The sequence below is a fragment of the Pseudomonas sp. REB1044 genome (assembly GCF_038813925.1).
GTDB lineage: Bacteria > Pseudomonadota > Gammaproteobacteria > Pseudomonadales > Pseudomonadaceae > Aquipseudomonas > Aquipseudomonas boreofloridensis.
Genome location: NZ_CP046139.1, coordinates 1800935 through 1825953 on the forward strand (window position 1 = coordinate 1800935; position 25019 = coordinate 1825953).

Here is a 25019-nt window from a genome sequence, read left to right on the forward strand (position 1 = left end):
GGCAGGCGTTAGATAGTGCTGTCGTCGGGCGCGGGCAAGGCCAGCGTCGGGGTAATGTCGCGTGGCTCGCGCGGCGTGTCGTCGAAGCCGGGTGGCAGCTTGCCGCGCAGTTGCCAGGCGAAGGCGATGATCTCGGCGATGGTCAGGTACAGCGCCTCGGGAATCTGCTCGCCCAGCTCCAGACGCGCCAGCAGACCGACCAGCTCGGCGTTCTCGTAGATCGGGACTTCGTGCTCGCGAGCCAGGGCGAGGATGGCCTCGGCTACGGCGTCCTCGCCTTTGGCACTCAGGGTCGGGGCTTGCTCGCCGTCATAGCTCAGGGCGATGGCCTGGCGTGGTGTGCGCTCAGTCATGCGGTTTCATCCACCCAGCGTTGTTCCAGGCGGGTGCGCGGGCCCTGGGGCGGCGCGCCGGGATGACAGGCCAGGTCGCCGACGTCCAGACCGCGGGCCAGCAGACGCTCGCGCAGGCTGCCGAGCTGACTGTCGATCAAGCGGGCGGTCTGTGGACGTTCGGCCCATAACTGGCCGCTGAGACGACCCTGGCTCAGTTGCGCCTGCACCTGCAGCGGACCGAGCGGCGGCAGGTCGAAGGCCAGTTCGATACGCCACAGCGATTCGAGCGGGTCACGCTGCGCGCGGTGCGGGTCGGCGTGCTGTTCCGGGGTTTCTTCGCGTTGCAGCTTGGCTTGTACCGGGAGGAACTCCTGGCCGTGGCGCAGGTGAATCTCGCTTTGCCAGGTGGTCTGCTGGTTGCCGGTCTCGGTGGTGCCGGTCTGCTGCAGGCTGGCCAATTGGTGACTTTGCACCCGCGAAATTGCCGCCGCTGCCAGACGCAGCAACTGCTGCAGATCGCCGGTGTCCTCCAGGTTCTGTAACAGCCGCGACGGCAGCGGGAACACGCCGGGCTGCGGGCGGTTGCCGACCTGGTCGAGCAGGCCGCGCGCACCACGGGCCAAGGCCGGCAGCGCCTGGGCCAGGGTGGCCGCGGCCAAGGCTTGATTGCCTGGCACACTGGGCAGGATCTGCGCCACCAGACGCACCAGTTGCGCCTTGAGGTCTGGCGCAACGCCCGGTCCCAGGCCTGCGAGCAGCTTGCCTTCAAGGAAGGCGCCGCTGTTGTTCAGGGCCTGGGCGACGGCCTTGGCGTCGCCCAGTTGAGCGGGGTCGGGCAGGCTGGCCAGCAACCGTGAGGCGCTGGCCGAGAGTGCAGGGTCGGCGCTGGGCGCGTTGGACAGTTGTTGAAGCGCGCCAAGCAGGGCGGGCAGCGAAGCCTGACGGCCTTGCTGGGTGAGCAGTTGCTGGGCGATGGCCAACTGATCCTGGCGACCGCTCAGGGGCACGAAGCGCAGTGACTGGTCACCTTGCACCAGGGCGCTGAGCAGGCTGCCGACGGGCAACGGGCGCGGGCTGTCAATGGCCAGTGTGGCGCCGGCCTGGCTGCTGTTGAGGAGGCTGACCAGTGCGCGGAAGGCCGGTGCCTGTCCCGCTTCGGCTGGCAGGGGGTGGTTGGTCAGGACCTTGCCTTGCAACAGCGTACCGATCGGGATCTGGCGGGTGTCGAGTTGGGTCAGCGTGGCGATGTTGCTGGCGCTGGCCTGCTGCACGGCCACGGCCAGGCGGCTGCTGTCGAGTTGCCCGACGGTGACCTGGCTGCCGGGTGGCAGCGGTTGGGTGGCGTTGGCCTGAAGCTGCACGGGTCTGCCATCGGGCAGCATCAGGCGCAGGGTCAGGGTGAAGTCTGCGCCGTTCTGCCGCAGGTTCACCACCTCGGCCTGGGCGGTTTCGCCGTTGGGGATCAGGCCAGGTTGCGATTGTGTCAGGCGCAGCAGTTCGCCGGTCAGGCTGGCCTTGGCTACCTGGGCGGCGAAGGCGCTCTGCGCGCTGAGACTATTGATTTCGGTCATGATTGTATACAACCTGTCGAGCCAGCTCTCTTGACAGCCTGGGCGTCCATGTATAATCCGGGCGCCTCGCCACGGGTAGTTTAACGGCCGCGCGTGGGGCGACTTGAGACACCGGCGTGTTCGGCGTCGTTTGTTGCGCGGCTGAGCCCGCTCCTGCAGAGGGGCTGGGTGAGCCTGCAAGCAGCGGGTGCCGGACCCTGAACAGCATAAGGCGAAACCGTGACCTTCCACCTCAAAGCCGCGAACCTTGCCTGCGAGCGCGACTGGCGTCTGCTCTTCGAACACCTGGACTTTGAACTGTGCCCCGGCGACATGCTGCAGGTCAGTGGTCCCAACGGCAGCGGCAAGACCAGCCTGCTGCGCCTGTTGGCCGGGCTGATGCAGCCGACGGCCGGGCAGATCCTGCTCAACGGCCGTGTCCTGGGCGAGCAGCGCCAGGCCCTGGCCAGCGTGTTGCTGTGGATCGGCCATGCTGCAGGCATCAAGGAGCTGCTCAGCGCCGAGGAGAACCTGGCCTGGCTCTGCGCCCTGCATCGACCCGCCAGCCGCGCGTCCATCTGGCAGGCGTTGGCCCAGGTCGGCCTGCGCGGCTTCGAAGATGTGCCGTGCCACACGCTGTCGGCCGGTCAGCAGCGACGCGTGGCCCTGGCCCGCTTGTACCTGGACGGGCCTGGGCTGTGGATTCTCGATGAACCTTTCACCGCCCTCGACAAGCAGGGTGTGGCCCAGCTCGAAGCGCACCTGGCCAGCCATTGCGAGCAGGGCGGGACGGTGGTGCTGACCACGCACCACAGCTTGCAACACAAGCCGGGCGGCTATCGCGAACTGAATCTTGGGCAGTGGGCAGCATGAAGGTCTTTGCGTTGTTGTTGCGCCGCGAGGCGCGTCTGCTGTTCCGGCGTCCGGCAGAGTTGGCCAACCCGCTGGTGTTCTTCGCCATCGTCGTGGCGCTGTTCCCGCTGGCGGTCGGCCCGAGAGCCAATTGTTGCAAACCTTGTCGCCGGGACTGGTCTGGGTCGCCGCCTTGCTGGCGGTGCTGCTGTCGCTGGACGGCCTGTTTCGCAGCGATTTCGAGGACGGTTCGCTGGAGCAGTGGGTGCTGTCGCCGCAGCCTTTGCCGCTGCTGGTGCTGGCCAAGGTGCTGGCGCACTGGACCTTTTCCGGCCTGGCGCTGGTATTGTTGGCGCCGGTGCTGGCGCTGATGCTCGGATTGCCCAGCGCCTGCCTGCCAGTGCTGCTCGGCTCATTGCTGCTCGGCACGCCGGTGTTGAGCCTGCTGGGGGCGGTGGGCGCAGCGCTGACCGTGGGTCTCAAGCGCGGTGGATTGCTGTTGGCGCTGCTGATTCTGCCGCTGTACATCCCGGTATTGATCCTGGGCAGTGGTGCGTTGCAGGCGGCGTTGCAGAATATGCCCGCCACCGGGTACCTGCTCTGGTTGGCCAGCCTCACGGCCCTTGCGGTAACACTGACACCCTTTGCGATAGCGGCCGGCCTGAGGATCAGCGTCGGCGAATAACGAGTCCCGGGCAGCGAAGCCCGGCAAAGACCCTGGATGTACCCTGATGAAAATGAGCTGGACATGGTTCCACAAGCTGGGCTCGCCAAAATGGTTCTACAGCCTCAGTGGCCGCCTGCTGCCCTGGCTGAGCGTAGCGGCGGTGCTGCTGTTGCTGGCAGGCATCGCCTGGGGCCTGGCCTTCGCCCCGGCGGACTACCAGCAGGGCAACAGCTTCCGCATCATCTATATCCACGTGCCGGCGGCCATGCTGGCGCAGTCCTGCTACGTGCTGCTGGCAGTGGCAGGCGTGGTGGGGCTGGTGTGGAAGATGAAACTGGCCGACGTCGCCCTGCAGTGCGCGGCGCCCATCGGCGCCTGGATGACCGCCTTGGCCCTGGTCACCGGCGCCATCTGGGGCAAGCCGACCTGGGGCAGTTGGTGGGTGTGGGACGCCCGCCTGACTTCGATGCTGATCCTGCTGTTCCTGTATTTCGGCATCATCGCCCTGGGCCAGGCCATCGGTAACCGCGACAGCGCCGCCAAGGCCTGCGCCGTGCTGGCCATCGTCGGTGTGGTCAACATTCCGATCATCAAGTACTCGGTCGAGTGGTGGAACACCCTGCACCAGGGCGCCACCTTCACCCTCACCGAACGACCGGCCATGCCCGCCGAGATGTGGCTGCCGCTGCTGCTGACGGTGCTGGGCTTCTATTGCTTCTTCGGTGCCGTGCTGCTGCTGCGCATGCGTCTTGAAGTGCTGCGCCGCGAAGCGCGCACCCAGTGGGTCCGCGAGCAGGTGCTCGGCAGTCTGGGTCGGGAGGCCGCACGATGAGTTTCGCCTCCTTCGCCGATTTCCTCGCCATGGGCCATCATGGGCTCTACGTCTGGTCGGCCTATGGCCTCTGCCTGGTCGTGCTGGCCATCAACGTCGCCGTGCCGGTGCTGGAGCGCCGCCGCTATCTGCAAGAAGAGGCGCGTCGTCTGCGCCGGGAGAACCACCAGTGAATCCGCAGCGCAAGAAACGCCTGTTGCTCATCCTCGCCCTGCTGGTCGGCGTGGCCGTCGCCCTGGGTCTGGCCCTCAGCGCGTTGCAGCAGAACATCAACCTGTTCTACACCCCGACCCAGATCGCCAATGGCGAAGCGCCGCTGGACACACGCATTCGCGCTGGCGGCATGGTCGAGCAGGGCTCGGTGAAGCGCTCGGCCGATTCGCTGGACGTGCGCTTCGTGGTCACCGACTTCAACAAGTCGGTCCCCATCACCTACCGGGGCATTCTCCCGGACCTGTTCCGCGAAGGGCAGGGCATCGTCGCCCTGGGCAAGCTCAACGCCGACGGCGTGGTGGTGGCCGACGAAGTGCTGGCCAAGCACGATGAGAAGTACATGCCGCCGGAAGTCACCAAAGCCCTCAAGGACAGCGGCAAGACTGCCGCCAGCGGCGAGGCCCGGCCATGAACGCGGCGCTGGTGATTCCGGAACTGGGGCAGTTGGCGATGATCCTGGCCATCTGCCTGGCGGCGGTGCAGGCCAGCGTGCCGCTGCTCGGCGCCTGGCGCGGCGACCGGCTGTGGATGAGCCTGGCGCGTCCAGCCGCCTGGGGTCAGTTCGCCTTTCTGGTGTTCGCCTTCGCCTGCCTGACCCATGCCTTCATGACCGACAACTTCTCGGTCGCCTATGTGGCCCACAACTCCAACACGGCGCTGCCGTGGTACTACAAGTTCAGCGCCGTGTGGGGCGCCCACGAAGGCTCGCTGCTGTTGTGGGCGCTGATCCTCGGCGCCTGGACCTTCGCGGTCTCGGTGTTCTCGCGTCAGTTGCCGCAGGTGATGCTGGCCCGGGTGCTGGCGGTGATGGGCATGATCAGTGTGGGCTTCCTGTCGTTCCTGATCATCACCTCCAACCCCTTCGCCCGCCTGCTGCCGCAGGTGCCGACCAACGGCCGCGACCTCAACCCGCTGCTGCAGGACTTCGGCCTGATCGTCCATCCGCCGATGCTGTACATGGGCTATGTCGGCTTCTCGGTGGCCTTCGCCTTCGCCATCGCCGCCTTGCTCGGCGGCCGCCTGGACGCGGCCTGGGCGCGCTGGTCGCGGCCCTGGACCCTGGTGGCCTGGGCCTTCCTCGGTATCGGCATCGCCCTGGGTTCGTGGTGGGCCTACTACGAACTGGGCTGGGGCGGCTGGTGGTTCTGGGATCCGGTGGAGAACGCTTCGTTCATGCCCTGGCTGGTGGGCACGGCGCTGATCCACTCGCTGGCGGTGACGGAAAAACGTGGGGTGTTCAAGAGCTGGACGGTGCTGCTGGCCATCGCCGCGTTTTCGCTGAGCCTGCTGGGCACCTTCCTGGTCCGCTCCGGGGTACTGACCTCGGTGCACGCCTTCGCCGCCGACCCGGCGCGCGGCGTGTTCATCCTGATCTTCCTGCTGTTCGTGGTCGGCGGTTCGCTGACGCTGTTCGCCTTGCGCGCGCCGGTGGTCAAGAGCCAGGTGGGCTTCGGCCTGTGGTCGCGCGAGACGCTGCTGCTGGCCAACAACCTGGTGCTGGTCGTGGCCGCCTCGATGATTCTGCTCGGCACCTTGTATCCGCTGGTCCTCGATGCCCTGACCGGCGCCAAGCTGTCGGTCGGCCCGCCGTACTTCGATGCGCTGTTCGTGCCGCTCATGGCGCTGTTGCTGGGGCTGCTGACGGTGGGTGTGCTGGTGCGCTGGAAAGACACGCCCGGACGCTGGCTGGCCAGCCTGCTGACGCCGGTGCTGATCGGCAGCGCCATCCTGGCGCCAGTGGCCGGGCTGATCGTCGACGACTTCGACTGGCCGGCGCTGAGCGTCTTCGCCCTGGCTGCGTGGGTGGTGCTCGGGGGCGTGCGCGACATCCTCGACAAGACCCGCCACAAGGGCCTGGCCAACGGCGTGCGGGCGCTGCCGCGCAGCTATTGGGCCATGCACCTGGCGCACCTGGGGCTGGTGGTGTGCGCCCTGGGCGTGGTGCTGTCGAGCAATAACAGCACCGAGCGCGACCTGCGCATGGCGCCGGGCGAGAGCGTCGAGCTGGGCGGCTATCACTTCCTCTTCGAAGGCGCCAAGCACTTCGAGGGGCCGAACTTCATTTCCGACAAGGGCACCCTGCGCGTGTCGCGCCAGGGCCGTGAGGTGAGTGTGCTGCACCCGGAGAAACGCCTGTACACCGTGCAGCAGTCGATGATGACCGAGGCCGGTATCGATGCCGGCTTCACCCGCGACCTTTACGTCGCCCTCGGTGAGCCGTTGGAAAACGGCGCCTGGGCGGTGCGGCTGCACATCAAACCCTATGTGCGCTGGATCTGGCTGGGCGGGTTGCTGACCGCGCTGGGCGGGTTGCTGGCGGCGTGCGATCGGCGTTATCGGGTCAAGGTGGTGGCGCGGGTGCGCGACACCCTGGGCCTGTCTGGAGCGACGGCATGAAGCGTTGGATCATGGTAGTGCCCTTGGCAGTCTTCCTGCTGCTGGCGGTTTTTCTGTACAAGGGGCTGTTTCTCAAGCCCGACGAGTTGCCTTCGGCGATGATCGGCAAGCCGTTCCCGGCCTTCTCGCTGCAAAGCGTGCAGGACGGGCGGACCTTGACCCAGGCCGACCTGCTTGGCCGTCCGGCCCTGGTCAACGTCTGGGGCACCTGGTGCCCGTCGTGCAAGGTCGAGCACCCGTATCTGAATCAGCTGGCCGGGCAGGGCGTGGTGATCCACGGCATCAACTACAAAGACGACAACGCGGCTGCGCTCAAATGGTTGGCCGAGTTCCACAACCCTTACCAGCTCGATATCCGTGACGAACAGGGCACGTTGGGCCTGGACCTGGGCGTGTATGGCGCACCGGAAACCTTCTTGATCGATGCCGAAGGCATCATCCGCTACAAGCACGTGGGTGTGGTCGATGCCCAGGTCTGGCGCGAGCAACTGGCGCCGCTGTACCAGGCGCTGGTCGACGAGGCCCAGCCATGAGGCGCTGGTTCGCCGCTGCGTTGTTGGGCCTGAGCCTGGCTGGCATGGCCAGGGCCGCCATCGACACCTACCAGTTCCGCGACGAGGCCGAACGCGAGCGTTATCAGCAACTGACCAAGGAACTGCGCTGCCCCAAGTGCCAGAACCAGGACATCGCCGACTCCAACGCGCCCATCGCGGCCGATCTGCGTCGCGAGATCTTCCGCATGCTGGGCGAGGGCCAGAGCAATCGGCAGATCATCGACTTCATGGTCGATCGCTATGGCGATTTCGTGCGCTACAAGCCAGCGCTGACGGCGCGCACCTGGCTGCTGTGGTTCGGCCCGGGCCTGTTGCTGACTGGCGGTCTGGTGGTGATCGCGGTGATCGTGCGCCGCCGGCGCACGCCGGAAACGGCGGCAGGCACCGCGCTCTCCGTGGACGAACGACACCGTCTTGCCCAATTGCTGAATAAAGAACACACCCATGACTGAATTCTGGCTGAGTGCGGGCCTGCTGCTGCTGGCGGCCCTGGCGTTCCTGCTGATCCCAATCCTGCGTGGCCGGCGCCAGCAGCAGGCCGAACAAGACCGTACCGCGCTCAACGTCGCCCTGTACCAGGAACGCGTCGCCGAGCTGACCACCCAGCAGCAGGCCGGTGTGCTCGACGCCGAGCAACTGGCGCGCGGACGCGATGAGGCGGCCCGCGAACTGCTGGCCGATACCGAGGGCGCCGAAGCGCCGCGCCAGGGCCATCTGGGGCGCACCGTGCCGCTGCTGGCGGCGGTGCTGGTACCGGTGCTGGCCCTGGGGCTATACCTGCATTTCGGCGCCGCCGACACAGTCGAGCTGACCCGTGAATTCGCCCAAGCGCCGCAGTCGGTGCAGGAGATGACCACGCGCCTGGAGCGTGCCGTGCAGGCCCAGCCGGATTCGGCCGAAGGCCTGTACTTCCTGGGCCGTGCCTACATGGCCGAGCAGCGTCCCGCTGACGCTGCGCGTGCTTTCGAGCGCGCCGTAGCCTTGGCCGGGCGCCAGCCGGAGTTGCTCGGGCAGTGGGCCCAGGCCCAGTATTTCGCCGCCGACAAGCACTGGAGCGCGCCCCTGCAGCAACTCACCGACGAGGCGCTCAAGGCCGACCCGAACGAGGTCACCAGCCTGGGCTTGCGCGGTATCGCCGCATTCGAGGGCGAGCGTTATCAGGAGGCGATCGATTACTGGCAGCGCCTGCTGGCGCAACTGCCCGAAGGCGACGCCTCGCGTGCGGCGCTGCAAGGCGGTATCGACCGCGCGGCGGACAAACTCAAGGACAGCGGTGTCAAGCCGCAGCCGGCGGCAGGCCTGAGCGTGCGGGTGGCGCTGGCGGCGGCGCTCAAGGACAAGGTGCGGCCGGACGACACGGTGTTCATCTTCGCCCGTGCTCGCACAGGTCCACCCATGCCGTTGGCGGCCAAGCGGGTCACGGTGGCGCAGTTGCCCATCGAAGTGCGTTTGACCGATGCCGACGCGATGATGCCGCAGATGAAACTGTCGGATTTCAAGGAAGTCGAACTGGTTGCGCGCGTGTCGCGTAGCGGCCAGCCGACCCAAGGAGAGTGGATCGGCCTGAGCGCGCCGCTGGCCAACCAAGGTCAGCCCCTGCGGCACGTGACCATCGACCGACCTGACCGATAAGAGAGCCCGCCATGAACCGCTGCGTACGCTTGACCCTGATTACCCTGGCGCTGGGACTGTCCGCCTGTACCGGGCATCAGCCGGCCGAGCGTGAGCCGTTGCCGCCACTGGAGACGCCGCCTCAGGGGCCTGTGGTCAAGCCGCTGCCTGGCGGCAAGCCTGCTGCACCGGCGAGCGCGCCCAGCGGTATTCCCAAGCCGCTGCCACGCACTTCCGCCAGTTTCGCGCCGCCGCCCGGTGGCGCCAGCCATTGGGATCCCAAGCTGGGGGTGTACGTGCTCGACAAGCAGCCCAACACCTTCTACCGCCAGCGCACCTACTATCGCTACGACCAAGGCTGGAGCTGGTCGCTGAGCCCCAACGGGCCGTGGCAAAGCACCGATGCCAGCGGCGTGCCGGGCGGGTTGGGGCGCGCGTTCGGGCAGTGATGCACTTCAGGCCGGGGCCCCGCAGCCCCGGCATCGGCAGGTGAACAGCGTGCGCGCAAGCTGGCATAATCGCCCTCCAAACCGAAGCGGAGGGTGGCATGAGCAAGACTGTTCTGGTGCTGGTGGAAACCGTCGATGACTATCTGCCGTTGCTCGAAAACGCCGGCTACCGGCTGATCCACGCCAAGACCCCGCAGTCGCGCGCCGAGGCCATCGCGCGGCATGCCGCCGACATCGATGCCGTCCTCACGCGCGGTCCGCTGGGCTTGACCGCCGCTGAAATCCATACCCTGACTCACCTGCAGATCATCTGTGTGATCGGCGCCGGCTACGAGCAGGTGGACCTGGCCGCTGCCAAAGCCCGCGGCATTACCGTCACCAACGGCGCAGGCGCCAATGCCGGGCCCGTGGCCGATCATGCCATGGCCTTGCTGCTGGCCCTGCTGCGCGGCATTCCCCAGGCCGACGCCAGCACCCGACGTGGCGAATGGAACCGGCTGATCAGCCCCTCGGTGAGCGGCAAGCGCCTGGGCATCATCGGTCTTGGCGCCATTGGTCAAGCCATCGCTCAACGCGCTGCGCAGGGTTTCGCCATGCGCGTGAGCTATCACAGCCGCACGCCGCGTCGCGAGCAGCCCTACACCTGGTACGACAGTCCGCAGCGGCTGGCCGAGGCGGTCGACATCCTGGTGATCGCCACCCCCGGTGGCCCGGGCACCCGGCATCTGGTCGATGCGTCGGTGCTCGCGGCGTTGGGCAGCCAGGGCTATCTGGTGAATATCGCCCGTGCCAGCGTGGTCGATACCGAGGCGCTGGTGCAGGCGTTGCGCGCGGGCAGCATCGCCGGGGCGGCGCTGGATGTGTTCGACGACGAGCCCGCCGTGCCGGAGGCCCTCAAGGCCCTCCCCAACACCGTGTTGACCCCGCATGTGGCCGGCCAGTCGCCGGAAGCGGCGCGCGATACCGTCGCGCTGGTGCTGCGCAACTTGCAGGCGTTCTTCGCCGGCGAGCCGGTGCTGACGCCGGTGACCCTGTAAGCCTATCGTTCGATCCCGCCCGCGCACTGTGGGGCGACAAGGAGTGTGTGCATGCAACTCGAGATGTTTCAGGTCGATGCCTTTTCGGCCGAACCCTTCGGTGGTAACCCGGCGGCCGTGATCCCGCTCGACGCTTGGCTCGCGGACGACCTGCTGCAACGTATCGCCGAGGAAAACAACCTCTCGGAAACCGCCTATTTCGTGCGCAATGGCGAAGCCTTCGACCTGCGCTGGTTCACCCCTGCCGTGGAGGTCGATCTGTGCGGCCATGCCACGCTGGCTGCGGCCTGGGTGCTGTTCGAGCAACTGGGCGAGCAGGCCGAGGTGCTGCGCTTCAACACCCGCAGTGGCGAACTGCGCGTCAGTCGCGGTGCCGATGGCCTGCTGGCCATGGATTTTCCGGCCAAGCAGCCGCAGCCGGTGGACATTCCCGACGGCCTGTTGTCCGCTTTGGGGCTGCCCGGCGCCCGCGCACTGTACCGCTCGGACGATTTCGTGGTGGTGATCGACGACGCTGCGCGGCTCGAGGCGTTGCAGCCTGATTTCGCCGCGTTGTCGGCCTTCGAGGTGCGCGGTATCGCGGTCACGGCACCGGGACGAGACTGGGATTTCGTCACGCGCTGGTTCGGGCCACGGGTGGGCGTCAATGAAGATCCGGTGACCGGTTCCGCGCATACCAGCCTGGCGCCCTATTGGTCCGAGCGCCTGGGCAAGCGCGTGCTCGACTGCGAGCAGGGCGGGGCGCGCAAGGGGCAGTTGCAGTGCGAGGTGCCGGGCAACGGGCGCGTGATCATCAGCGGTCGCGCCGCGTTGTATCTGCGCGGGACGGTATTCATCTGAAACGCACGGCGGTGATCGCTGCGGCTGCTTGATCTGGGTCGACCAAGCAGCGAGACGATCACCGCTATACTTCGCGTTCCCCTCGACACGGAGCATCGCTTTCATGTCTTTCTCCCGGCAAGGCGCCTGCTTGTGCGGCGCGATCCACTTCACCGCCACCCTCGACAACCCTGACGTCAGTGCCTGCCACTGCAGCATGTGCCGCACCTGGGGCGGTGGCCCCATGCTCGTGGCCCATGGCAGCCAGGCGCCGGTCTTCGAAGGCGCGGCACCTGCGGTCTATCGGTCGTCGGCATGGGCCGAGCGTGGGTTCTGTGGCCAGTGTGGCACCCACCTGTTCTACCGGCTGACTGGCAAGGACGAGTACTTCTTCCCGGTGGGCATGCTGCAGGGGGCGCAAGATTGGCAATTCAGCCTGCAGGTCTATGCCGATGAGCGTCCGTCCTGGTACTGCTTCTCCAATCAGACCCAGCAACTGACCGGCGAGCAGATCCAGGCGATGTACAGCTGAGCTTGTCAAAACCCTGCTTTCCTGAGAAAAGAGCGGCCTTCGTATTTGGCAAAGAGGGCCAGCCTGTGACTCAGGAACTGCACATCACCGATCTTCACCCAGGCGACGGCAAGGCCGTGGTCAAGGGCGCGCTGATCACCACCCAGTACACCGGTTGGCTGGCCGACGGCAGCGAGTTCGATTCCTCCTGGTCGCGCGGCAAGCCCTTCCAGTGCGTGATCGGCACCGGCCGGGTGATCAAGGGCTGGGACCAGGGCCTGATGGGCATGCGCGTGGGCGGCAAGCGCCGCTTGCAGGTGCCGGCGGCGCTGGCTTATGGCGAGCGCAGCGTCGGCCGCATCCCGCCGCACGCGGACTTGACCTTCGACATCGAGTTGCTCGAGGTGCTGACCCGCGACGAATGATGTCTTGTTGTTACCTGGATGACGTAATTCGGCAACATCCTGGGTCCAACATGGCTGCTGCCACGGAGGGCCGGCATGTTAACCCCCATCGGGCGGCCGTTGCTCGGCACCGCAGCCGGGCATGGGGTGCTGGCAGGAGGCCTCTTGTCCTTAGCCGAATGAGTCCTGCCATGAAGTGGAAGCACTACCTGAAACGCCGTCACCTGTTGCTCGGCCTGACCCTCGCTGCGGTGTTGATACCCCTCACGTTCGAGGCCGTGCGCAGCGACGACAGGCGCGGTGACGGCACGCAGACCCTGGTCTTCCTGCGCCATGCCGAAAAACCTGGCGAGGGGCTTGGGCAATTGAACTGCCAGGGCCTGAACCGTGCCATCGACCTGGCAACGGTGCTGCCGGAGCGCTTCGGCAATGCCGATTACGTGTTCGCCGCCAATCCGACCCGCCATGTCGAGGAAGGCAGCGAGGATCGACGCTTCAGCTACATCCGCCCGCTCATGACCATCAGCCCGAGCGCCATTCGCCTGGGGCTGCCGGTCAATATCGACTTCGACGCCAACGATTACGACGACCTCGCCGATGAACTGCTGCGCCCCAAGTACCGCAATGCCACGGTGTACACCGCTTGGTCGCATGGCTACCTGCCTGACCTGATCAATGCTGTGGCTGGCAAGGCCTTGGGCGAGAAGCGCGTCATCACCGAGGACTGGGACGGCGGCGATTTCGACACCCTCTACGTGCTGACCCTCACTTGGCACGACGGCAAGGCCACGCTGCTCAGCCGTAACGTACGCCAGGAGCTCGACGGCGGGTCCACGGTCTGCCCGACCTGAGGCATCAGGGCGCCTTCGCCAGGTTTTTTCGGAGCTTTCTGACGCAGTCTGTCGATTCAGGCTCGCTGGTTTTCCGGCGATGGTCAGGCACCTTCCACCGGTTCCCCGGACGACCGCTTCCGGGGCTGGAGCGAGAGGGTGTATGGAAATCGACCGAGCCTACCGGTATAGGGGGCACCGCGGGATCACTTATGACGTCATCGAGTTCACTGTCAGGGCTGAGGACTGCTGTTGGCTCAACACCTTGCACGTGCCTGCCGCCGGGGCACATCAATATCAGGTGGTGAGCAAGGTGAAGGATTTGTACGAACGCATGCAGGCTGGAGATAGGCCTTGCGTGATGTCGGTGTCGGTTTCATTGCCACTGACAAGAGTCCAAGCGGACCAGCTTAACGCTCAGCGCTGGACGGTTGCGAGTGTGGTCTCGGGGTCAGTGGCCGGTGCTGTGTCGTTCGGGGTAGGCCCACTGGCTGGAGTACTCACCAAAGCTGGCCTGATGCCTCTAATTTCATCCCGACTTCCTACCTTCCATGCCGGAGATGTAATGGTAGGCCTAGAGGCATCGGTTCACGGAGGAATTGGGCCGCAGCGCTCTACGACCGGATTCTTCCTGGATGGTAGATCATGAATGTCTACCAGGATCCGTTTCAGATAGGGCTAATGATCGTCACCACGCTGGTCCTGGATCGTGTGATCGCCGCACCCGCGTGGCGAACAACAATTGGGTCGATTCTCTTTGCCTCCAGTCTTTTCACGCTGTTGTTTCACCAAGCGTGGTTCTATCACGGCATCGATCTGTACATGTGGAAGTCCTGGGGCTTGATGATGGGTATCTGCCTGATGCTTCGTCGGCATTGACACGCTAATCGCGAGTAACCCTTCGTGCCGAAGGCTGACGTCAGTTGCCCTGACGTCGCTTTGGTGCGTCAGCGCCCCAGGCGCAAAGGCCAGCCCACCACCTTCTTGGTCCGCGGCGTGGCATAGGTGCGCACCTTCGATGTACTCAAGCCCAGCCGCACCAGCGACTCAGCGATGGTCACCGCTGCGCTGACGCCATCGACCACCGGTACGCCGGTCCGCTGACGGATCTGCTCATCCAGCCCGGCCATGCCGCCGCAGCCCAGGCAGATCACCTCGGCCTTGTCCTCACGCACGGCACGCTCGGCCTGCTCGACGATGGCCTGCACCGCGCGCTGCGGATCGGCCTCCAGCTCCAGCACCGCCATGCCGCTGGCCCGCACCGAGGCGCAGCGATCGTACAGGCCGGACAACTTCAGGCGGTCTTCGATCAGCGGCACGGTGCGGTCCAGGGTGGTGACCACCGAATAGGCATGGCCCAGGTACATCGCCGTGCTGGCCGCTGCGTCGGTGATGTCCACCACCGGCACGTTCAGCAACTCCTGCAGACCTTCGCGGCCGTGCTCGCCATAGCCAGCTTGAATGACCGCGTCATAGGGCTGGTCATAGGCCAGCACCCGGTCCATGACGGCGATGGCAGCCAGGTAACTTTCGAAGTTGCCTTCCACCGATTCGGCGCCGAACCAGGGTGTCAGGCCGACGATTTCGGTCCCTGGCGCGGCCACGCTGCGCGCCTGTTCGGCGATGGCCTCGGTGATGGCTTCGGTGGTGTTGACGTTGGCGATCAAAATACGCATGAACGACTTTCCTTGATCAGTGACTGCTGTGGTCGACGGCGATGGCTTCGCCGCTGACGTCGAAGTATTGGCGATTGCGCGGCGCGATCAGCAGGTACAGGGTCGCGGCGGTGGCGGCGCCGATCAGCCAGGAGAACGGTGCCACGCTGTGGAAGTGCGGTACCAGGGCGAGTACGATCGCCAGCAGTGCTGCTGGGATGAACGCCGCGAGCGCCCGCAGGTTGATACCGCGCGAGTAATGGTAGGCGCCGCTTGGGTGTTCGCTGTACAGCTCCGGCACGTTGACCCGGCCTTTTCGCAGCAGCCAGTAGTCGGACATGATCACGCCGTACAGCGGGCCGAGCAGGGCGCCCAGGCCGGACAGGAAGTACACGATCACCAGCGGGCTGTTGTACAGGTTCCACGGCAGGATCAGCACGGCCACGGTGGCGCTGATCAACCCGGCGCGGCGGAAATTCAGGTGGCGTGGCGCCAGGTTGCTGAGCACGAAGGCGGGGGCGACGAAGTTGGCCATGATGTTCACCGCCACGGTGACGATCAGGAAGGCCAGGCAGCCGAGTACCAGGAAGGGGGTGCTGGGAATGGTCGCGACGATCTGCGTCGGGCTGTCGATCACCTGGCCGTTGATCTGGAACTGCGCGCCGCACAGCACCACGGTGATCACCGCGAACACCAGAATGTTCACCGGCAGGCCCCAGAAGTTGCCCACGCGGATGGTTTTGCGGCATGGCGAGGAGCGCGCGAAGTCGCAGAAGTTGAGCACCAGGGTGCCGTAGATCGCCAGCCACAGCGCGCCGCCGGCGAAGATGTTGCGCCACATCTCGTAGCCGGTCAGCGGATCGCTCACCGACCAGGCGATGCGCGCATCGTTCTTGAAGAACATCCACGCGGCCAGGCTGGCCACGGTGAGCAGGATCACCGGACCTGCGAAGCCTTCGTAGCGGCGAACCATCTCCATGCCGTAGGCGAGGATCACCAGTTGCACCAGCCAGATCGCCACGAAGCAGAGCCAGCCCAGGCTCGACAGGCCCAGGAGGCTGTCGTGGTCGTAGGCGGCGAGCTGCGGCCAGACGGCAGTCAGCAGCACGCGCAGCACCACCGAGGCGAGGTAGGTCTGGATGCCGAACCAGGCGATGGCGATGACGGCACGAATCAAGGCGGGAATTTGTGCGCCATGGATGCCGAAGGCGATGCGGCTCATCACTGGAAAGGGAACCCCGGTCTTCTGGCCCATGTAGCCGGACAGGTTCATGAAGAAGTACACCAGCGCTGCGCCGATGGACAGCGACACGAGAATCTGCCAGCCACCCAGGCCGAGCGCGAACAGGCCCATGGCGAAGGAGTAGTTGGCGATGTTGTGCACGTCGTTGGTCCACAACGCGAAGATGCTGTAGCCGCCCCAGCGACGGCCCTCGAGGCGAGTGGGCGCCAGGTCGCGATTGTGCAGGCGTGGGCTGAGTTCGCATGGACTCGCGGGGATGTCGAGCGAGGTGGCGGTGGGTTGGGTGCTGGCTACGGAAAGTTCAGGGGCAAGGTCGAGGCTGTTACTCATTCCGGAGGCTCCTGATGCGCCAGGGGCTGCGAGGAGGCGGAATACCCATGGGCTCCTTCTCACCTCCTTACAGCGTCGCATCATTGATGAAGGGCATGAACGGCCTGTTGGGCCAGGCGTTGCGGTTTATTGTGATTTATAAGGTTGTATACAAATCACCCTGGTTTTGCGAATTCCGTGCCATCGAAATCGTCTGGGTGTGATCAAAGGGATGGGTTGGTCTAGTGTAGTTTTAAGTGGTTGAAATAAAAGGTATTTTATATTTTTGTCTTGCTGGTCTTCGCCAGGTGGTCTCACATTTTGCAGCTAGCTTGTTACGATTGTGCACAATATTTGGGTTTTTTACCTATCTATTGTGTTCTTTTGGTGCGTTTCGATGTTGTGTCGAGTACCGGTGATTCTCGCTGTCAATACGCTCTCTAAGGTGTTCACGCATGCAGGCCGGAACGTGCACCGCTGACAGGCAAGCGGTGACGGAAGTTTGCTTGGGTTCGAGGCGGTGGAGGCTTAAAGCAGCCCACGCTGCGCAGACACCTCTCTAAGCTCACACGGGGTTGGCCAGAAGTGAGATTTTGAAGTGGTATGAGGATTTTTTACAAAAACACATGATCATTTTTTGCAATAGGACTAATCCTAGACTAGGCTCGGGACTGCTTTGAATACGCCGATATGGGATGTCGGCTAGTAAGGGAAAGGAGAACCTGATGTCACACAATCCTCGGCGCTGGCTAGTGCTGGCCGTATTGTCATTTGCATTGTTGTTGGTCGCAATTGACATGACCGTGCTGTATATCGCCCTTCCTACCCTGACTCATGCACTCGATGCCTCCACTAATGAAAAGTTGTGGATCGTCAATATTTACCCTTTGGTTGTCGCTGGCTTGCTGTTAGGGGCGGGAACTTTAGGTGACCGTATTGGCCATCAACGCTTGTTTGTCAGTGGTTTGGTCATTTTCGGGTTGGCTTCGTTACTCTCAGCCTTCTCCTCCAGTGCGCAACTTCTGATCTTTGCCAGGGCCGCTTTAGGGTTGGGGGCTGCGGCGATGATGCCTGCCACATTGGCGATCATCAGCCTGATTTTTACGGACGAGCGCGAACGTTCCGTAGCCATCGGGGTGTGGACGGCGGTTGCCTCTGGCGGGGCTGCGCTGGGACCGTTGGTGGGTGGAGCTCTGCTCGAGCATTTCTGGTGGGGTTCGGTCTTTTTGATCAACGTTCCGATTGTGGCAGTAGCATTGGTGCTCTCGATCCGGTTGATTGAAAACGCACCCTTGGCCGAGGCGGCGCCCTGGGATCTAGTGGGCTCTCTGCAAGCGATGACCAGCTTGATCAGCTTTGCTTATCTGATCAAAGAATTCGCCAAGCCGGAACCTTCATTGTGGTCTGCATTCATCGCCCTAGTGGTCTGCATAGGCACGGCGTGGATCTTTATGGCGGGACAGCGTAAGCGGGGCTATCCGCTGATCGATCTCGGTATTTTTCGCAGTGCGGCGTTTTCCTCTGCCGTATTGGCAAGCCTGGCGGCGGCCGGCTGTCTGATGGGTATCAATCTGGTGCTGAGCCAGCGCCTGCAGTTGGTGCTGGGCCTGTCACCTTTGCAGACCGGCCTTTACTTCCTGCCATTGTCGCTGGGAGCTATCGTGGCCGGGCCGGTGAGCGGTTGGCTGTTGCCGCGGATACGCTGTGATCGCTTCTTGGTCCTGGCGTTGCTCATCTATGCCGCGACCATTGGGTTATTCATGTACAGCTTCGCCCATTCATTGGGGATGCAAATCGTCATGCTCTTCGCAATGGGCGCGTGTGTGGGCGCAAGTATGACGGGCGCTTCAAGCACCATCATGGCCAGTGCACCGCCGGAGCGAGCAGGTATGGCGGCTTCGGCCGAAGAGATCTCATACGAGCTCGGCGGCGGGCTTGGCATTGCTGTACTGGGCACATTGATGTCGATCGTCTATAGCTCGACGGTGGTGGTCCCGGAACAGATCGCCGAGTCCGCACAGATTCGGGACGGCATTGACCGTGCGCTGGCAGCATCGCAGAAGTTGCCACCTGCACTGGCGGAGCAATTGACTCACAATGCCCAACTGGCCTTCGAGCAGGCTGTGCACTGGGTGATGATTGGCGCAATTCTGATATTGATCGTCAGTGCCAGCGTTGTATGGATGAACTTCCGAAGGCAGGACTCGACTGCAATGGAGCAACCTGATTGCATTGAATGAATCAGGACTGTCTGGATTAGCCAAACATCAGGGAGTGATTATGCGTCTGCGGCTAGGGCAGGTATACGATTCGCTGCATGCTTGTGATTTGGAGCATCTATTCGTTGGTGAGCTCATTATCCCAGATGAGCAATTAGTTCCTGAGTTTTTGCGAACGGCGGTGACTTATTTATTTGATAAGCACCCGGTGTTGAGCGCCAAGTTTCATCATTTTTCCGACGGTTGGCAAATGCTGCTGGGTGATTGCGATCATGACTCAGTCACCGCTGCGTTGAGCATCGTGGCCTTCGAATCGGAGGCTACTAGGCTGGCGCAGATCCATCGCTTGATTCGCACCGTTCAGGCGCAAGGTCTGCAAGCACGACCACTGCTGCGGTACGTGCTGTTCGAATCTACGGCGACGGGTGAGCAGCGTCTGCTGATCCTGTTCCATCACCTGATATGCGACGGCATTTCCAGTCGTATTCTCTGGCGCGACCTGTCGCATGCCTACCTCGCCGCAGCTCAGGGCGAGCCGCAACGGGCAAAACGATGCGACAGTTACCAACATCTGGCGTTGGAGCTTGAACAGCGACATCTGCATTGCGCAGTGCAGGTCATGCAAGAGTTTGCTCCAAGAGGACTTCTGGACAAGCTTTGCCAGGAGCACCGTGGGCAGACGTTGCGCAGCCAGCTTGTCACCCATACGGCGTTGCTGGAGCCAGAGGCGCTGGTTGAGTTGTCTCGACAGGCAAGACAGTGGCAGGTCACCGTGGCCGATCTGCTGTTGGGGCATTGGATTTGCGCGTTGAGTCGGCTGCAGCCAGCGGGCAGTGTTGGGCTGATGATGTGGGTGAGTCCGCATTTTGTTGGGCAGTGGGACACCTGCGTGACGGATCTGGTGGGCTCCGTTTCGTTTCCTATCCCCGTACAGTTCGATCTGTGCCGCTGCACGTTGCGCGAGCATGTTCAAAAGGCAGCAGCCGAGTTGGGCGTAGCGTTGGATTCTGCGCAAGCGTATGCCGTGCGGTACTTTTCGGGAGCGCCGGGAGCCGCGCACGCCACTCTTCCGGCCGTGGGCTTCAACTTCGTCAACGCGCAGCGCCCCAGCCGCCGGTTACTGGGTTATCGGTTAGCGCCTGAGGCGCTCGACATCCCCAGAGCGCCCGAGCAATTGGCCGAGCTAGCACTGAGTTTTGAGGCCGAAGTTTATGAGCAGTCAATGAAACTCACCGTCCACGCGGCGCCGGGGCTGGAGCGGCAGTTGGCAATCCATGCCTGGACGCAGGCGCTGTTTGAAGGCTTGCGCACGGTCGAGCACGCCGCCTGCTGAAACGCTGGACATGTCATGAAATGGATTCATGGCAATCTTGAAGGGAAGCGCTATGAAAAGCACCTATGAAACCGTGCTGCGAATCGTGCTGGACGAGTTGGCGCAGGCCGCGAATGTGCGCGAGATCGACGCCCAGCAGCGACTGGGTAGTCTCGGTCTGGATTCGATCACCATCACCGATCTGATCAGCACGCTGGAGAGTCGCCTCGACCGAGAACTCGAACCCACGCTGTTCTGGCATTTTGCAACGCCAGAACACTTGTGCCGTCACTTGTGTGGCGAGTCTTCGATTCCGGCTGCATCGGCAGTACCCAGCTTCAGTTCCAGTAACGTACCGGTGGCAATCGTGGGTATAGCCTGCTGCTTCCCTGGGGCGGCCGACATTCACGCGTTCTGGCGGCTGCTGGTGGAGGGCCGCACAGCAGTAGGCCCGCTGGGTTCCGACCATTTCGATGAGCAACGGGACAGCCGCTGGCATGTCGCTGAAGAAGAAGTGGCTGGTTTCATCACGCAGCCTGGCCGGTTCGATCCTCAGAAGTTCGGTCTCGGTGTCCATGAGGCCACCCAGATGGACCCCCAACAACGCTTGCTGCTCACGCTCAGTTGGGCGGCGCTGGAGCAGGCTGCAATGCCGCCTTCATCGGTGCGCGGGCAGCGCGGGGGCGTTTTCATTGGCGCGATGTGGTGCGATTTCGCTCACCACATCACGCCGCAGCAGATGACCGCACAAAGCGCAACCGGCCTGGATACCAGCTTGTTGTCCGCCAGAATTTCCTTTTTGCTGGGGCTGACCGGGCCGAGTCTGACGGTCAATACCGCATGTTCTTCTTCCCTGGTGGCGCTACATTTGGCTTGCCAGTCGATTAAACAGGGGGAGTGTGATTTCGCGGTGGTCGGTGGGGTCAATCTGATGCTTGCCGAGCAAAGCTTCACGGCGATGCGCCAGTTTGGCGGACTGTCAGCCACTTCGACGTGCCATGCCTTTGACGCCGCTGCCGATGGCTATGTTCGCGCGGAGGGCGCCGGGGTGGTGGTGGTACGTCGATTGCCCGACGCGCTGGCTCAGGCGTCGCCGATCTGGGGCGTGGTCAGGTCCTCGGTGGTCAACAACAACGGGTTCCACGCGAGCCTCACCGCGCCCTCGCTTCAAGCCCAGCAAGCGCTGCTGGAGCAGGCGTTGCAGCGGGCCGGTGTGCCCCCCGAGCAGGTCGAATACGTCGAAGCCCATGGCACTGGCACAGCCATGGGCGATCCGATCGAGGCCACAGCGTTGGCGGCTGCCTACTGTCCTCGAAATGTGACCCGCTCTGCGCTGTTGATCGGCTCGGTGAAGACCAACATCGGGCACAGCGAGGCTGCCGCGGGCATGGCTGGCCTGATCAAGGTACTGCTGGCCATGCAGTACGATCTGATTCCCGCGCAGTTACACTACGCCGTTCCCAATCCAGCGATCGACTGGTCAAGGCTAGCCCTGCAGCCTGTGGTGCAGAACACACCATGGCGCTCGACGTGTCCGACTGCGGGAGTCAGCTCCTTTGGATTTGGCGGCACCAATGCTCACGTGATCGTTAGTCGACAGTGGCCGACATCTTGCGAACCATTGCAGCAAACCAGCGAGTTGGTAGTGGTGCCGGCGAGCCCAGGAGAGTCGTCGGCGTTGCTGGTGTTTTCCGGGCAGGGAGGGCATTGGCAGGGCATGGGTCTGCATCTTGCGAGGCTGGACCCCGAACTGCGCCAGACTATCGCACAGTGCGACAAAATCTTCGTCGGCTTGTCTGGCTGGTCCTTGGCGGAACGGTTGTACGACGAAGCCGAAGACTTCAGCCGTGTGGAGATCGCTTGGCCGTGCCATTTTGCCATTCAAGTGGCGTTGGCGCGTCTGTGGATCAAGAAAGGGCTCAAGCCTGCGGCGGTGATCGGTCACAGTATCGGGGAAGTGGCCGCTGCGCATGTCGCTGGAATGTTGAGTCTCCAGGACGCTTTGACCGTCATCTACGCTCAATCCTGTTGGGCTGCCAGCCAGCCCGGTGAAATGGCGCTGCTCGGGCTTTCGTGGGACCAGACCGAGTCGCTGCTGAGTCAATTGCGGATCGATGCGCGCGTGGCTATCCAGCATACCGGGCAGGAGACGGTGATTTCTGGCAGCGAGCAGGCCCTAGCCACGGTGCAGCGTCACTGCCAAGGGCTCGGTACGCCCTTCAGGCGAGTCCACACGCATGTCCGTGTGCACGCCGCGTCCGATGATCAAGCGTACTCAGCCCTGAGCCAGGCCTTGCAGGAGATTGTACCGACCGCGCCGCAATTGCCGCTGTTTGGCGCCGGTAATGGAGGACGTCTTTTGCAAGTGCCCGTCCCGCAGTACTGGGCCGAGGCTGTAGCTCGACCGATACGGTGGTTCGATGCGCTGTGCGAATCGCTGTTGAACAGCACGGGCGTAGTGGTCGAGGTCGCCAGTCATCCCGTGCTGCAACACAGCTTGCAGGCTGCCATGAAGCAGACAGAGCAACGCCGAGGCCTGTGGGTCAGTGCGCGTCGAGGGTGGTGCGATGACCGGGCCATGGCTGATGTGCTCAGGGACCTCGCAATGGAAAATCCCGCTGTGGACGGTCGGGCACGCGCTCTGCTGTTGTCTGCCCACAGTCCAGGGGCGCTCCGGGCACAGGTCACAAGCCTACTCGCTTGGTTGCAGGATTATCCGGACGTGACGTTCGAACACTGCTGCGCGGCGTTACGTACCGCTACTAGTCACGAGCGCCATCGCCTGGCGAGCGTGTGCAGCGACCGCCATCAGGCAGTGCAATGGCTGCGAGCGTTGGCCATCGATGACGCCCAACCATCCAACACCGACCAAGCGGTAGTGATGATATCGACCCAGCCGTTCCTTCACAGCTCACAGCGTGATGCGTTGCTGGTTTTCGATGAGTTCCGTGCTGGATATCAGCGGGTACTGCAGGTAGCACGGCAGATGGGTATCGACGGTCCATGGCTCGAGAGTCTGGCACTGGCGATCGGCTGTGTGGTTTTGTTGCGCGAACGTGGGGTGATGGTCGCTCATTACCGGATTGGCACGCTCTCGGGCAAAATGCCCCAGATGGATCTGCCTCGAGGATCATTGCAGGCGCTGCTACGCGCTGCCTGCGAGTTGACCGAAGCCGATTGGCAGACGTCTTGCGCTGGCGGCATAGGGGGGACCGCCGGGGTGTTCGATGACCTCCAAGGCCATGACCCTCATCATTTGTTGGCGCAGATGGAAGTTCGTTGCTTCCTGAACGGGTCGACGTTTTGCACAAGCGCGACTTTGTCGCAGCCACCCTTGGCGTTACCGACGGTCTACGGCCCGGTGGCGGCCCCGTCCCGACGTGCTGCCCCTTATCGCCTGGTCTGGCGCGCTGAGTTCGAGCCAGGAGATACCCAGCACTGCCCAAAACAGGTGGCGCTGTGGGGTATGCCCGAGTCTCTTCGAGCGCTGTTTGAACAGCGCTTGGGCGCTGGCCATTGTGTTTGCATTGCCGACGATGGTGTACCCGATCTTGAAGGTTTGGCTGCAGCTATTGCCTGCGCAGCTATCGAGCATGTGTTTCTGTTGCTGGAGCCTGAAAAGGGCGTGCTGAATCTGGTTGAGACTGTTTTGGCGGCCTTGCGCCTGGTTGATCGGGTGTCTAGCACCACTGTCACGTTGCATGTGTTCACCGTGGGGGCGCATGGGCTCGCTGGAGACAGTGACGTGATGCCTGACTCGACCCTCCTGTGGGGGGTGCTGCGCACCGCGCTTCTGGAGCTCGATGGCGTTCGTCTGTGCATGACCGATTTGCCTTGTCTGGACAAACATTCGCCCGACTTGGAGCAATGGTTGAGCGCTCTACAGGCCAGTCTGGCTTGTCCGTTGACGCAGTCTGTATGGCGAGCCGGACAGCGTCTGAGTCCCGTGCTCGAGGTTATCGACCCGGTCTCCCCGCAGGCCGCCGCCATGCCTGGCGCGGCGGAAGGATTCCACCTGGTAACAGGTGGTCTTGGGGCCTTGGGTCAGGCGCTGGTTCAGTCCAGGATCGACGCAGGCGAGCAGCGGTTCCTATTGATCGGTCGACGGTCACCGTCGCAAGCGGTCGAGCAAACCTTACAACGCTGGCGAAAAGCCGGTGTGACAGTCCTGGTCGAGCATCTGGATGCTGCCGACGCTCGATCGTTGAGTGAAGCGGTCGAGCGCAGCGCACGGCAACTTGGCCCCTTGACCCGAATCAGCCATGCCGCAGGAACGCTCGAAGGTTGCGAACTCAGGAGCGTGGATAGCGAGTCCTTGTTGCAGCAGATGAGCGGCAAGCGTGAGGGTGCGTGGAACCTTCATTGTCTGAGTCTGCACTGGCCGGTTCGAGAGTTCCTGCTGGTCTCTTCGGTTTCGAGTTTCCTGGGTTTCCCAGGCTACGCCGGCTATGCCGGTGCCAACGCCTATTTGGATGGATTGGCGCACTACCGTCGAAACTTGGCACTGCCGGCTACCAGCGTTCGCTTCGGGCCGTTCAAGGGGGCCGGGCTGTTAGGCGAGGATCACGTCTTCGCGCATCTGCCTGCAATCACTTTGTCGCAGGGCTTGCGGACATTGGCTGACTATGGGGAGTACGACATCCATCCCACGATCATGGCCTATGGGGGGCCAACCGCACTGGGAAGGACCCTGCGACCGGTTATACAGCGTGACATCTTGCATCTGGACGCTCGGGACCGTCATGCGCAGTTGAGCGAGGTCGTCAGACGTTACGTCGCCGCGCTTCTGCAGGAGCCGGTCGAGTGCATCGCCGATGACGTGCCGCTTAGCGATCTAGGCATCAGCTCTCTGCTAGGTGTGGAAATACGCAATCGCCTGCAGGCTGAACTGCAAGTGCGCATGCCTGCGACGGTTTTGTGGAACTACCCCACCATCCACGCGTTGGCGGAGTACTTGGAGTCGCTACTTTGGCCCGGCACGGACGCTGCCGGCGAAAGCGTAGTGGCTGATGTGACCGCCGACGAGGACGACGATGCATTGATGGCCGAGTTGCTGAGGGAGCTGGCCACTATTCAGGAAAAATTCAAGGGAGGGAATGTCTAGTGGAAAGAATCGCGAAATCCGACACGGTATCGGCGTTGCAGCAGGCCCTGACCAGCGTACGAGAGTTGAAAGCGGCTCTCCAGCGGCGTGAGGAGCCCATCGCCATAGTCGGCGCT

The 25019-nt window shown here is 63.5% G+C and carries 22 protein-coding genes and 2 pseudogenes; 20 read left to right on the top strand and 4 right to left on the bottom strand.

The genetic code is table 11. From position 1 onward, the window contains the following. Window positions 1-8: 8 nt before the first annotated feature. Window positions 9-353, bottom strand: a complete 345-nt coding sequence (locus GKC70_RS08550) for an EscU/YscU/HrcU family type III secretion system export apparatus switch protein (RefSeq protein ID WP_342651061.1) — start codon at window positions 351-353, stop codon at window positions 9-11. Then, window positions 350-1906, bottom strand: coding sequence for a flagellar hook-length control protein FliK (locus tag GKC70_RS08555; protein ID WP_342651062.1), 1557 nt, complete (start codon window positions 1904-1906; stop codon window positions 350-352). Before GKC70_RS08555 ends, GKC70_RS08550 begins: the two co-directional genes overlap by 4 nt. A gap of 219 nt (window positions 1907-2125) precedes the next feature. On the opposite strand from GKC70_RS08555, the pseudogene ccmA reads away from it, so the two are divergent. From ccmA to GKC70_RS08635, 16 genes and pseudogenes are all read left to right on the top strand, one after another. Beyond that, window positions 2126-2831: pseudogene (gene ccmA / locus GKC70_RS08560) on the top strand (cytochrome c biogenesis heme-transporting ATPase CcmA); the annotation flags it as partial. Beyond that, window positions 2818-3422: pseudogene (gene ccmB / locus GKC70_RS08565) on the top strand (heme exporter protein CcmB). The pseudogenes ccmA and ccmB, both read left to right, overlap by 14 nt. Before the next feature lie 46 nt (window positions 3423-3468). Continuing rightward, entirely contained in the window at window positions 3469-4236 is a 768-nt protein-coding gene (locus GKC70_RS08570; protein ID WP_039578886.1) for a heme ABC transporter permease, read from the top strand. Then, window positions 4233-4409 carry a heme exporter protein CcmD gene (ccmD, locus tag GKC70_RS08575; RefSeq protein ID WP_342651063.1) on the top strand — a complete coding sequence of 59 codons (177 nt, stop codon included), beginning with the start codon at window positions 4233-4235 and terminating at the stop codon, window positions 4407-4409. The genes GKC70_RS08570 and ccmD overlap by 4 nt, the downstream gene beginning before the upstream one ends. Then, entirely contained in the window at window positions 4406-4861 is a 456-nt protein-coding gene (gene ccmE / locus GKC70_RS08580) for a cytochrome c maturation protein CcmE (protein ID WP_029614973.1), read from the top strand. The genes ccmD and ccmE overlap by 4 nt, the downstream gene beginning before the upstream one ends. 11 nt (window positions 4862-4872) lie before the next feature. Continuing rightward, the gene (locus GKC70_RS08585; protein WP_342651485.1) at window positions 4873-6846 is read left to right on the top strand and encodes a heme lyase CcmF/NrfE family subunit; all 1974 of its coding nucleotides are present in this window, start codon (window positions 4873-4875) and stop codon (window positions 6844-6846) included. Continuing rightward, entirely contained in the window at window positions 6843-7379 is a 537-nt protein-coding gene (locus GKC70_RS08590) for a DsbE family thiol:disulfide interchange protein (protein ID WP_029614974.1), read from the top strand. The genes GKC70_RS08585 and GKC70_RS08590 overlap by 4 nt, the downstream gene beginning before the upstream one ends. Continuing rightward, complete coding sequence (locus GKC70_RS08595) at window positions 7376-7852, top strand: cytochrome c-type biogenesis protein (RefSeq protein WP_342651064.1); 477 nt, start codon at window positions 7376-7378, stop codon at window positions 7850-7852. Before GKC70_RS08590 ends, GKC70_RS08595 begins: the two co-directional genes overlap by 4 nt. Continuing rightward, window positions 7845-9032 carry a c-type cytochrome biogenesis protein CcmI gene (gene ccmI / locus GKC70_RS08600; RefSeq protein ID WP_342651065.1) on the top strand — a complete coding sequence of 396 codons (1188 nt, stop codon included), beginning with the start codon at window positions 7845-7847 and terminating at the stop codon, window positions 9030-9032. The genes GKC70_RS08595 and ccmI overlap by 8 nt, the downstream gene beginning before the upstream one ends. An 11-nt stretch (window positions 9033-9043) precedes the next feature. Further along, the gene (locus GKC70_RS08605) at window positions 9044-9460 is read left to right on the top strand and encodes a hypothetical protein (protein ID WP_029614976.1); all 417 of its coding nucleotides are present in this window, start codon (window positions 9044-9046) and stop codon (window positions 9458-9460) included. A 98-nt stretch (window positions 9461-9558) separates the two neighbouring features. Continuing rightward, on the top strand, window positions 9559-10497 hold the full coding sequence (locus tag GKC70_RS08610; RefSeq protein WP_342651066.1) for a 2-hydroxyacid dehydrogenase: 939 nt from the start codon (window positions 9559-9561) through the stop codon (window positions 10495-10497). Window positions 10498-10548: 51 nt separating this feature from the next. After that, window positions 10549-11337: a PhzF family phenazine biosynthesis protein gene (locus GKC70_RS08615; protein WP_342651067.1), complete on the top strand. Its 789-nt coding sequence runs from the start codon at window positions 10549-10551 to the stop codon at window positions 11335-11337. A 103-nt stretch (window positions 11338-11440) separates the two neighbouring features. Beyond that, window positions 11441-11848 carry a GFA family protein gene (locus GKC70_RS08620; RefSeq protein WP_342651068.1) on the top strand — a complete coding sequence of 136 codons (408 nt, stop codon included), beginning with the start codon at window positions 11441-11443 and terminating at the stop codon, window positions 11846-11848. 65 nt (window positions 11849-11913) lie between these two features. Beyond that, the gene (locus GKC70_RS08625; RefSeq protein ID WP_295482234.1) at window positions 11914-12252 is read left to right on the top strand and encodes an FKBP-type peptidyl-prolyl cis-trans isomerase; all 339 of its coding nucleotides are present in this window, start codon (window positions 11914-11916) and stop codon (window positions 12250-12252) included. A gap of 170 nt (window positions 12253-12422) precedes the next feature. Further along, window positions 12423-13082: a hypothetical protein gene (locus GKC70_RS08630; RefSeq protein WP_039578861.1), complete on the top strand. Its 660-nt coding sequence runs from the start codon at window positions 12423-12425 to the stop codon at window positions 13080-13082. A 624-nt stretch (window positions 13083-13706) separates the two neighbouring features. Further along, window positions 13707-13940: a hypothetical protein gene (locus tag GKC70_RS08635; protein ID WP_342651069.1), complete on the top strand. Its 234-nt coding sequence runs from the start codon at window positions 13707-13709 to the stop codon at window positions 13938-13940. Window positions 13941-14008: 68 nt separating this feature from the next. Here GKC70_RS08635 and GKC70_RS08640 read toward each other — a convergent pair whose 3' ends face one another. Further along, window positions 14009-14737: an aspartate/glutamate racemase family protein gene (locus GKC70_RS08640; RefSeq protein WP_029614983.1), complete on the bottom strand. Its 729-nt coding sequence runs from the start codon at window positions 14735-14737 to the stop codon at window positions 14009-14011. 16 nt (window positions 14738-14753) lie between these two features. Continuing rightward, window positions 14754-16289, bottom strand: a complete 1536-nt coding sequence (locus GKC70_RS08645; RefSeq protein WP_342651070.1) for an NCS1 family nucleobase:cation symporter-1 — start codon at window positions 16287-16289, stop codon at window positions 14754-14756. Window positions 16290-16303: 14 nt separating this feature from the next. On the opposite strand from GKC70_RS08645, the gene GKC70_RS08650 reads away from it, so the two are divergent. The 4 genes from GKC70_RS08650 (at window position 16304) to GKC70_RS08665 (ending at window position 24903) form a co-directional block, all read left to right on the top strand. After that, window positions 16304-16492: a hypothetical protein gene (locus GKC70_RS08650; protein ID WP_342651071.1), complete on the top strand. Its 189-nt coding sequence runs from the start codon at window positions 16304-16306 to the stop codon at window positions 16490-16492. Between the two features lie 501 nt (window positions 16493-16993). Then, window positions 16994-18508, top strand: a complete 1515-nt coding sequence (locus tag GKC70_RS08655; RefSeq protein WP_342651072.1) for an MFS transporter — start codon at window positions 16994-16996, stop codon at window positions 18506-18508. Window positions 18509-18548: 40 nt separating this feature from the next. Beyond that, a complete protein-coding gene (locus tag GKC70_RS08660) occupies window positions 18549-19820 on the top strand; it encodes a condensation domain-containing protein (protein ID WP_342651073.1) in 1272 nt (423 codons plus the stop codon). A gap of 52 nt (window positions 19821-19872) precedes the next feature. Then, window positions 19873-24903, top strand: coding sequence for a type I polyketide synthase (locus GKC70_RS08665; RefSeq protein ID WP_342651074.1), 5031 nt, complete (start codon window positions 19873-19875; stop codon window positions 24901-24903). The last annotated feature ends 116 nt before the right edge of the window (window positions 24904-25019 follow it).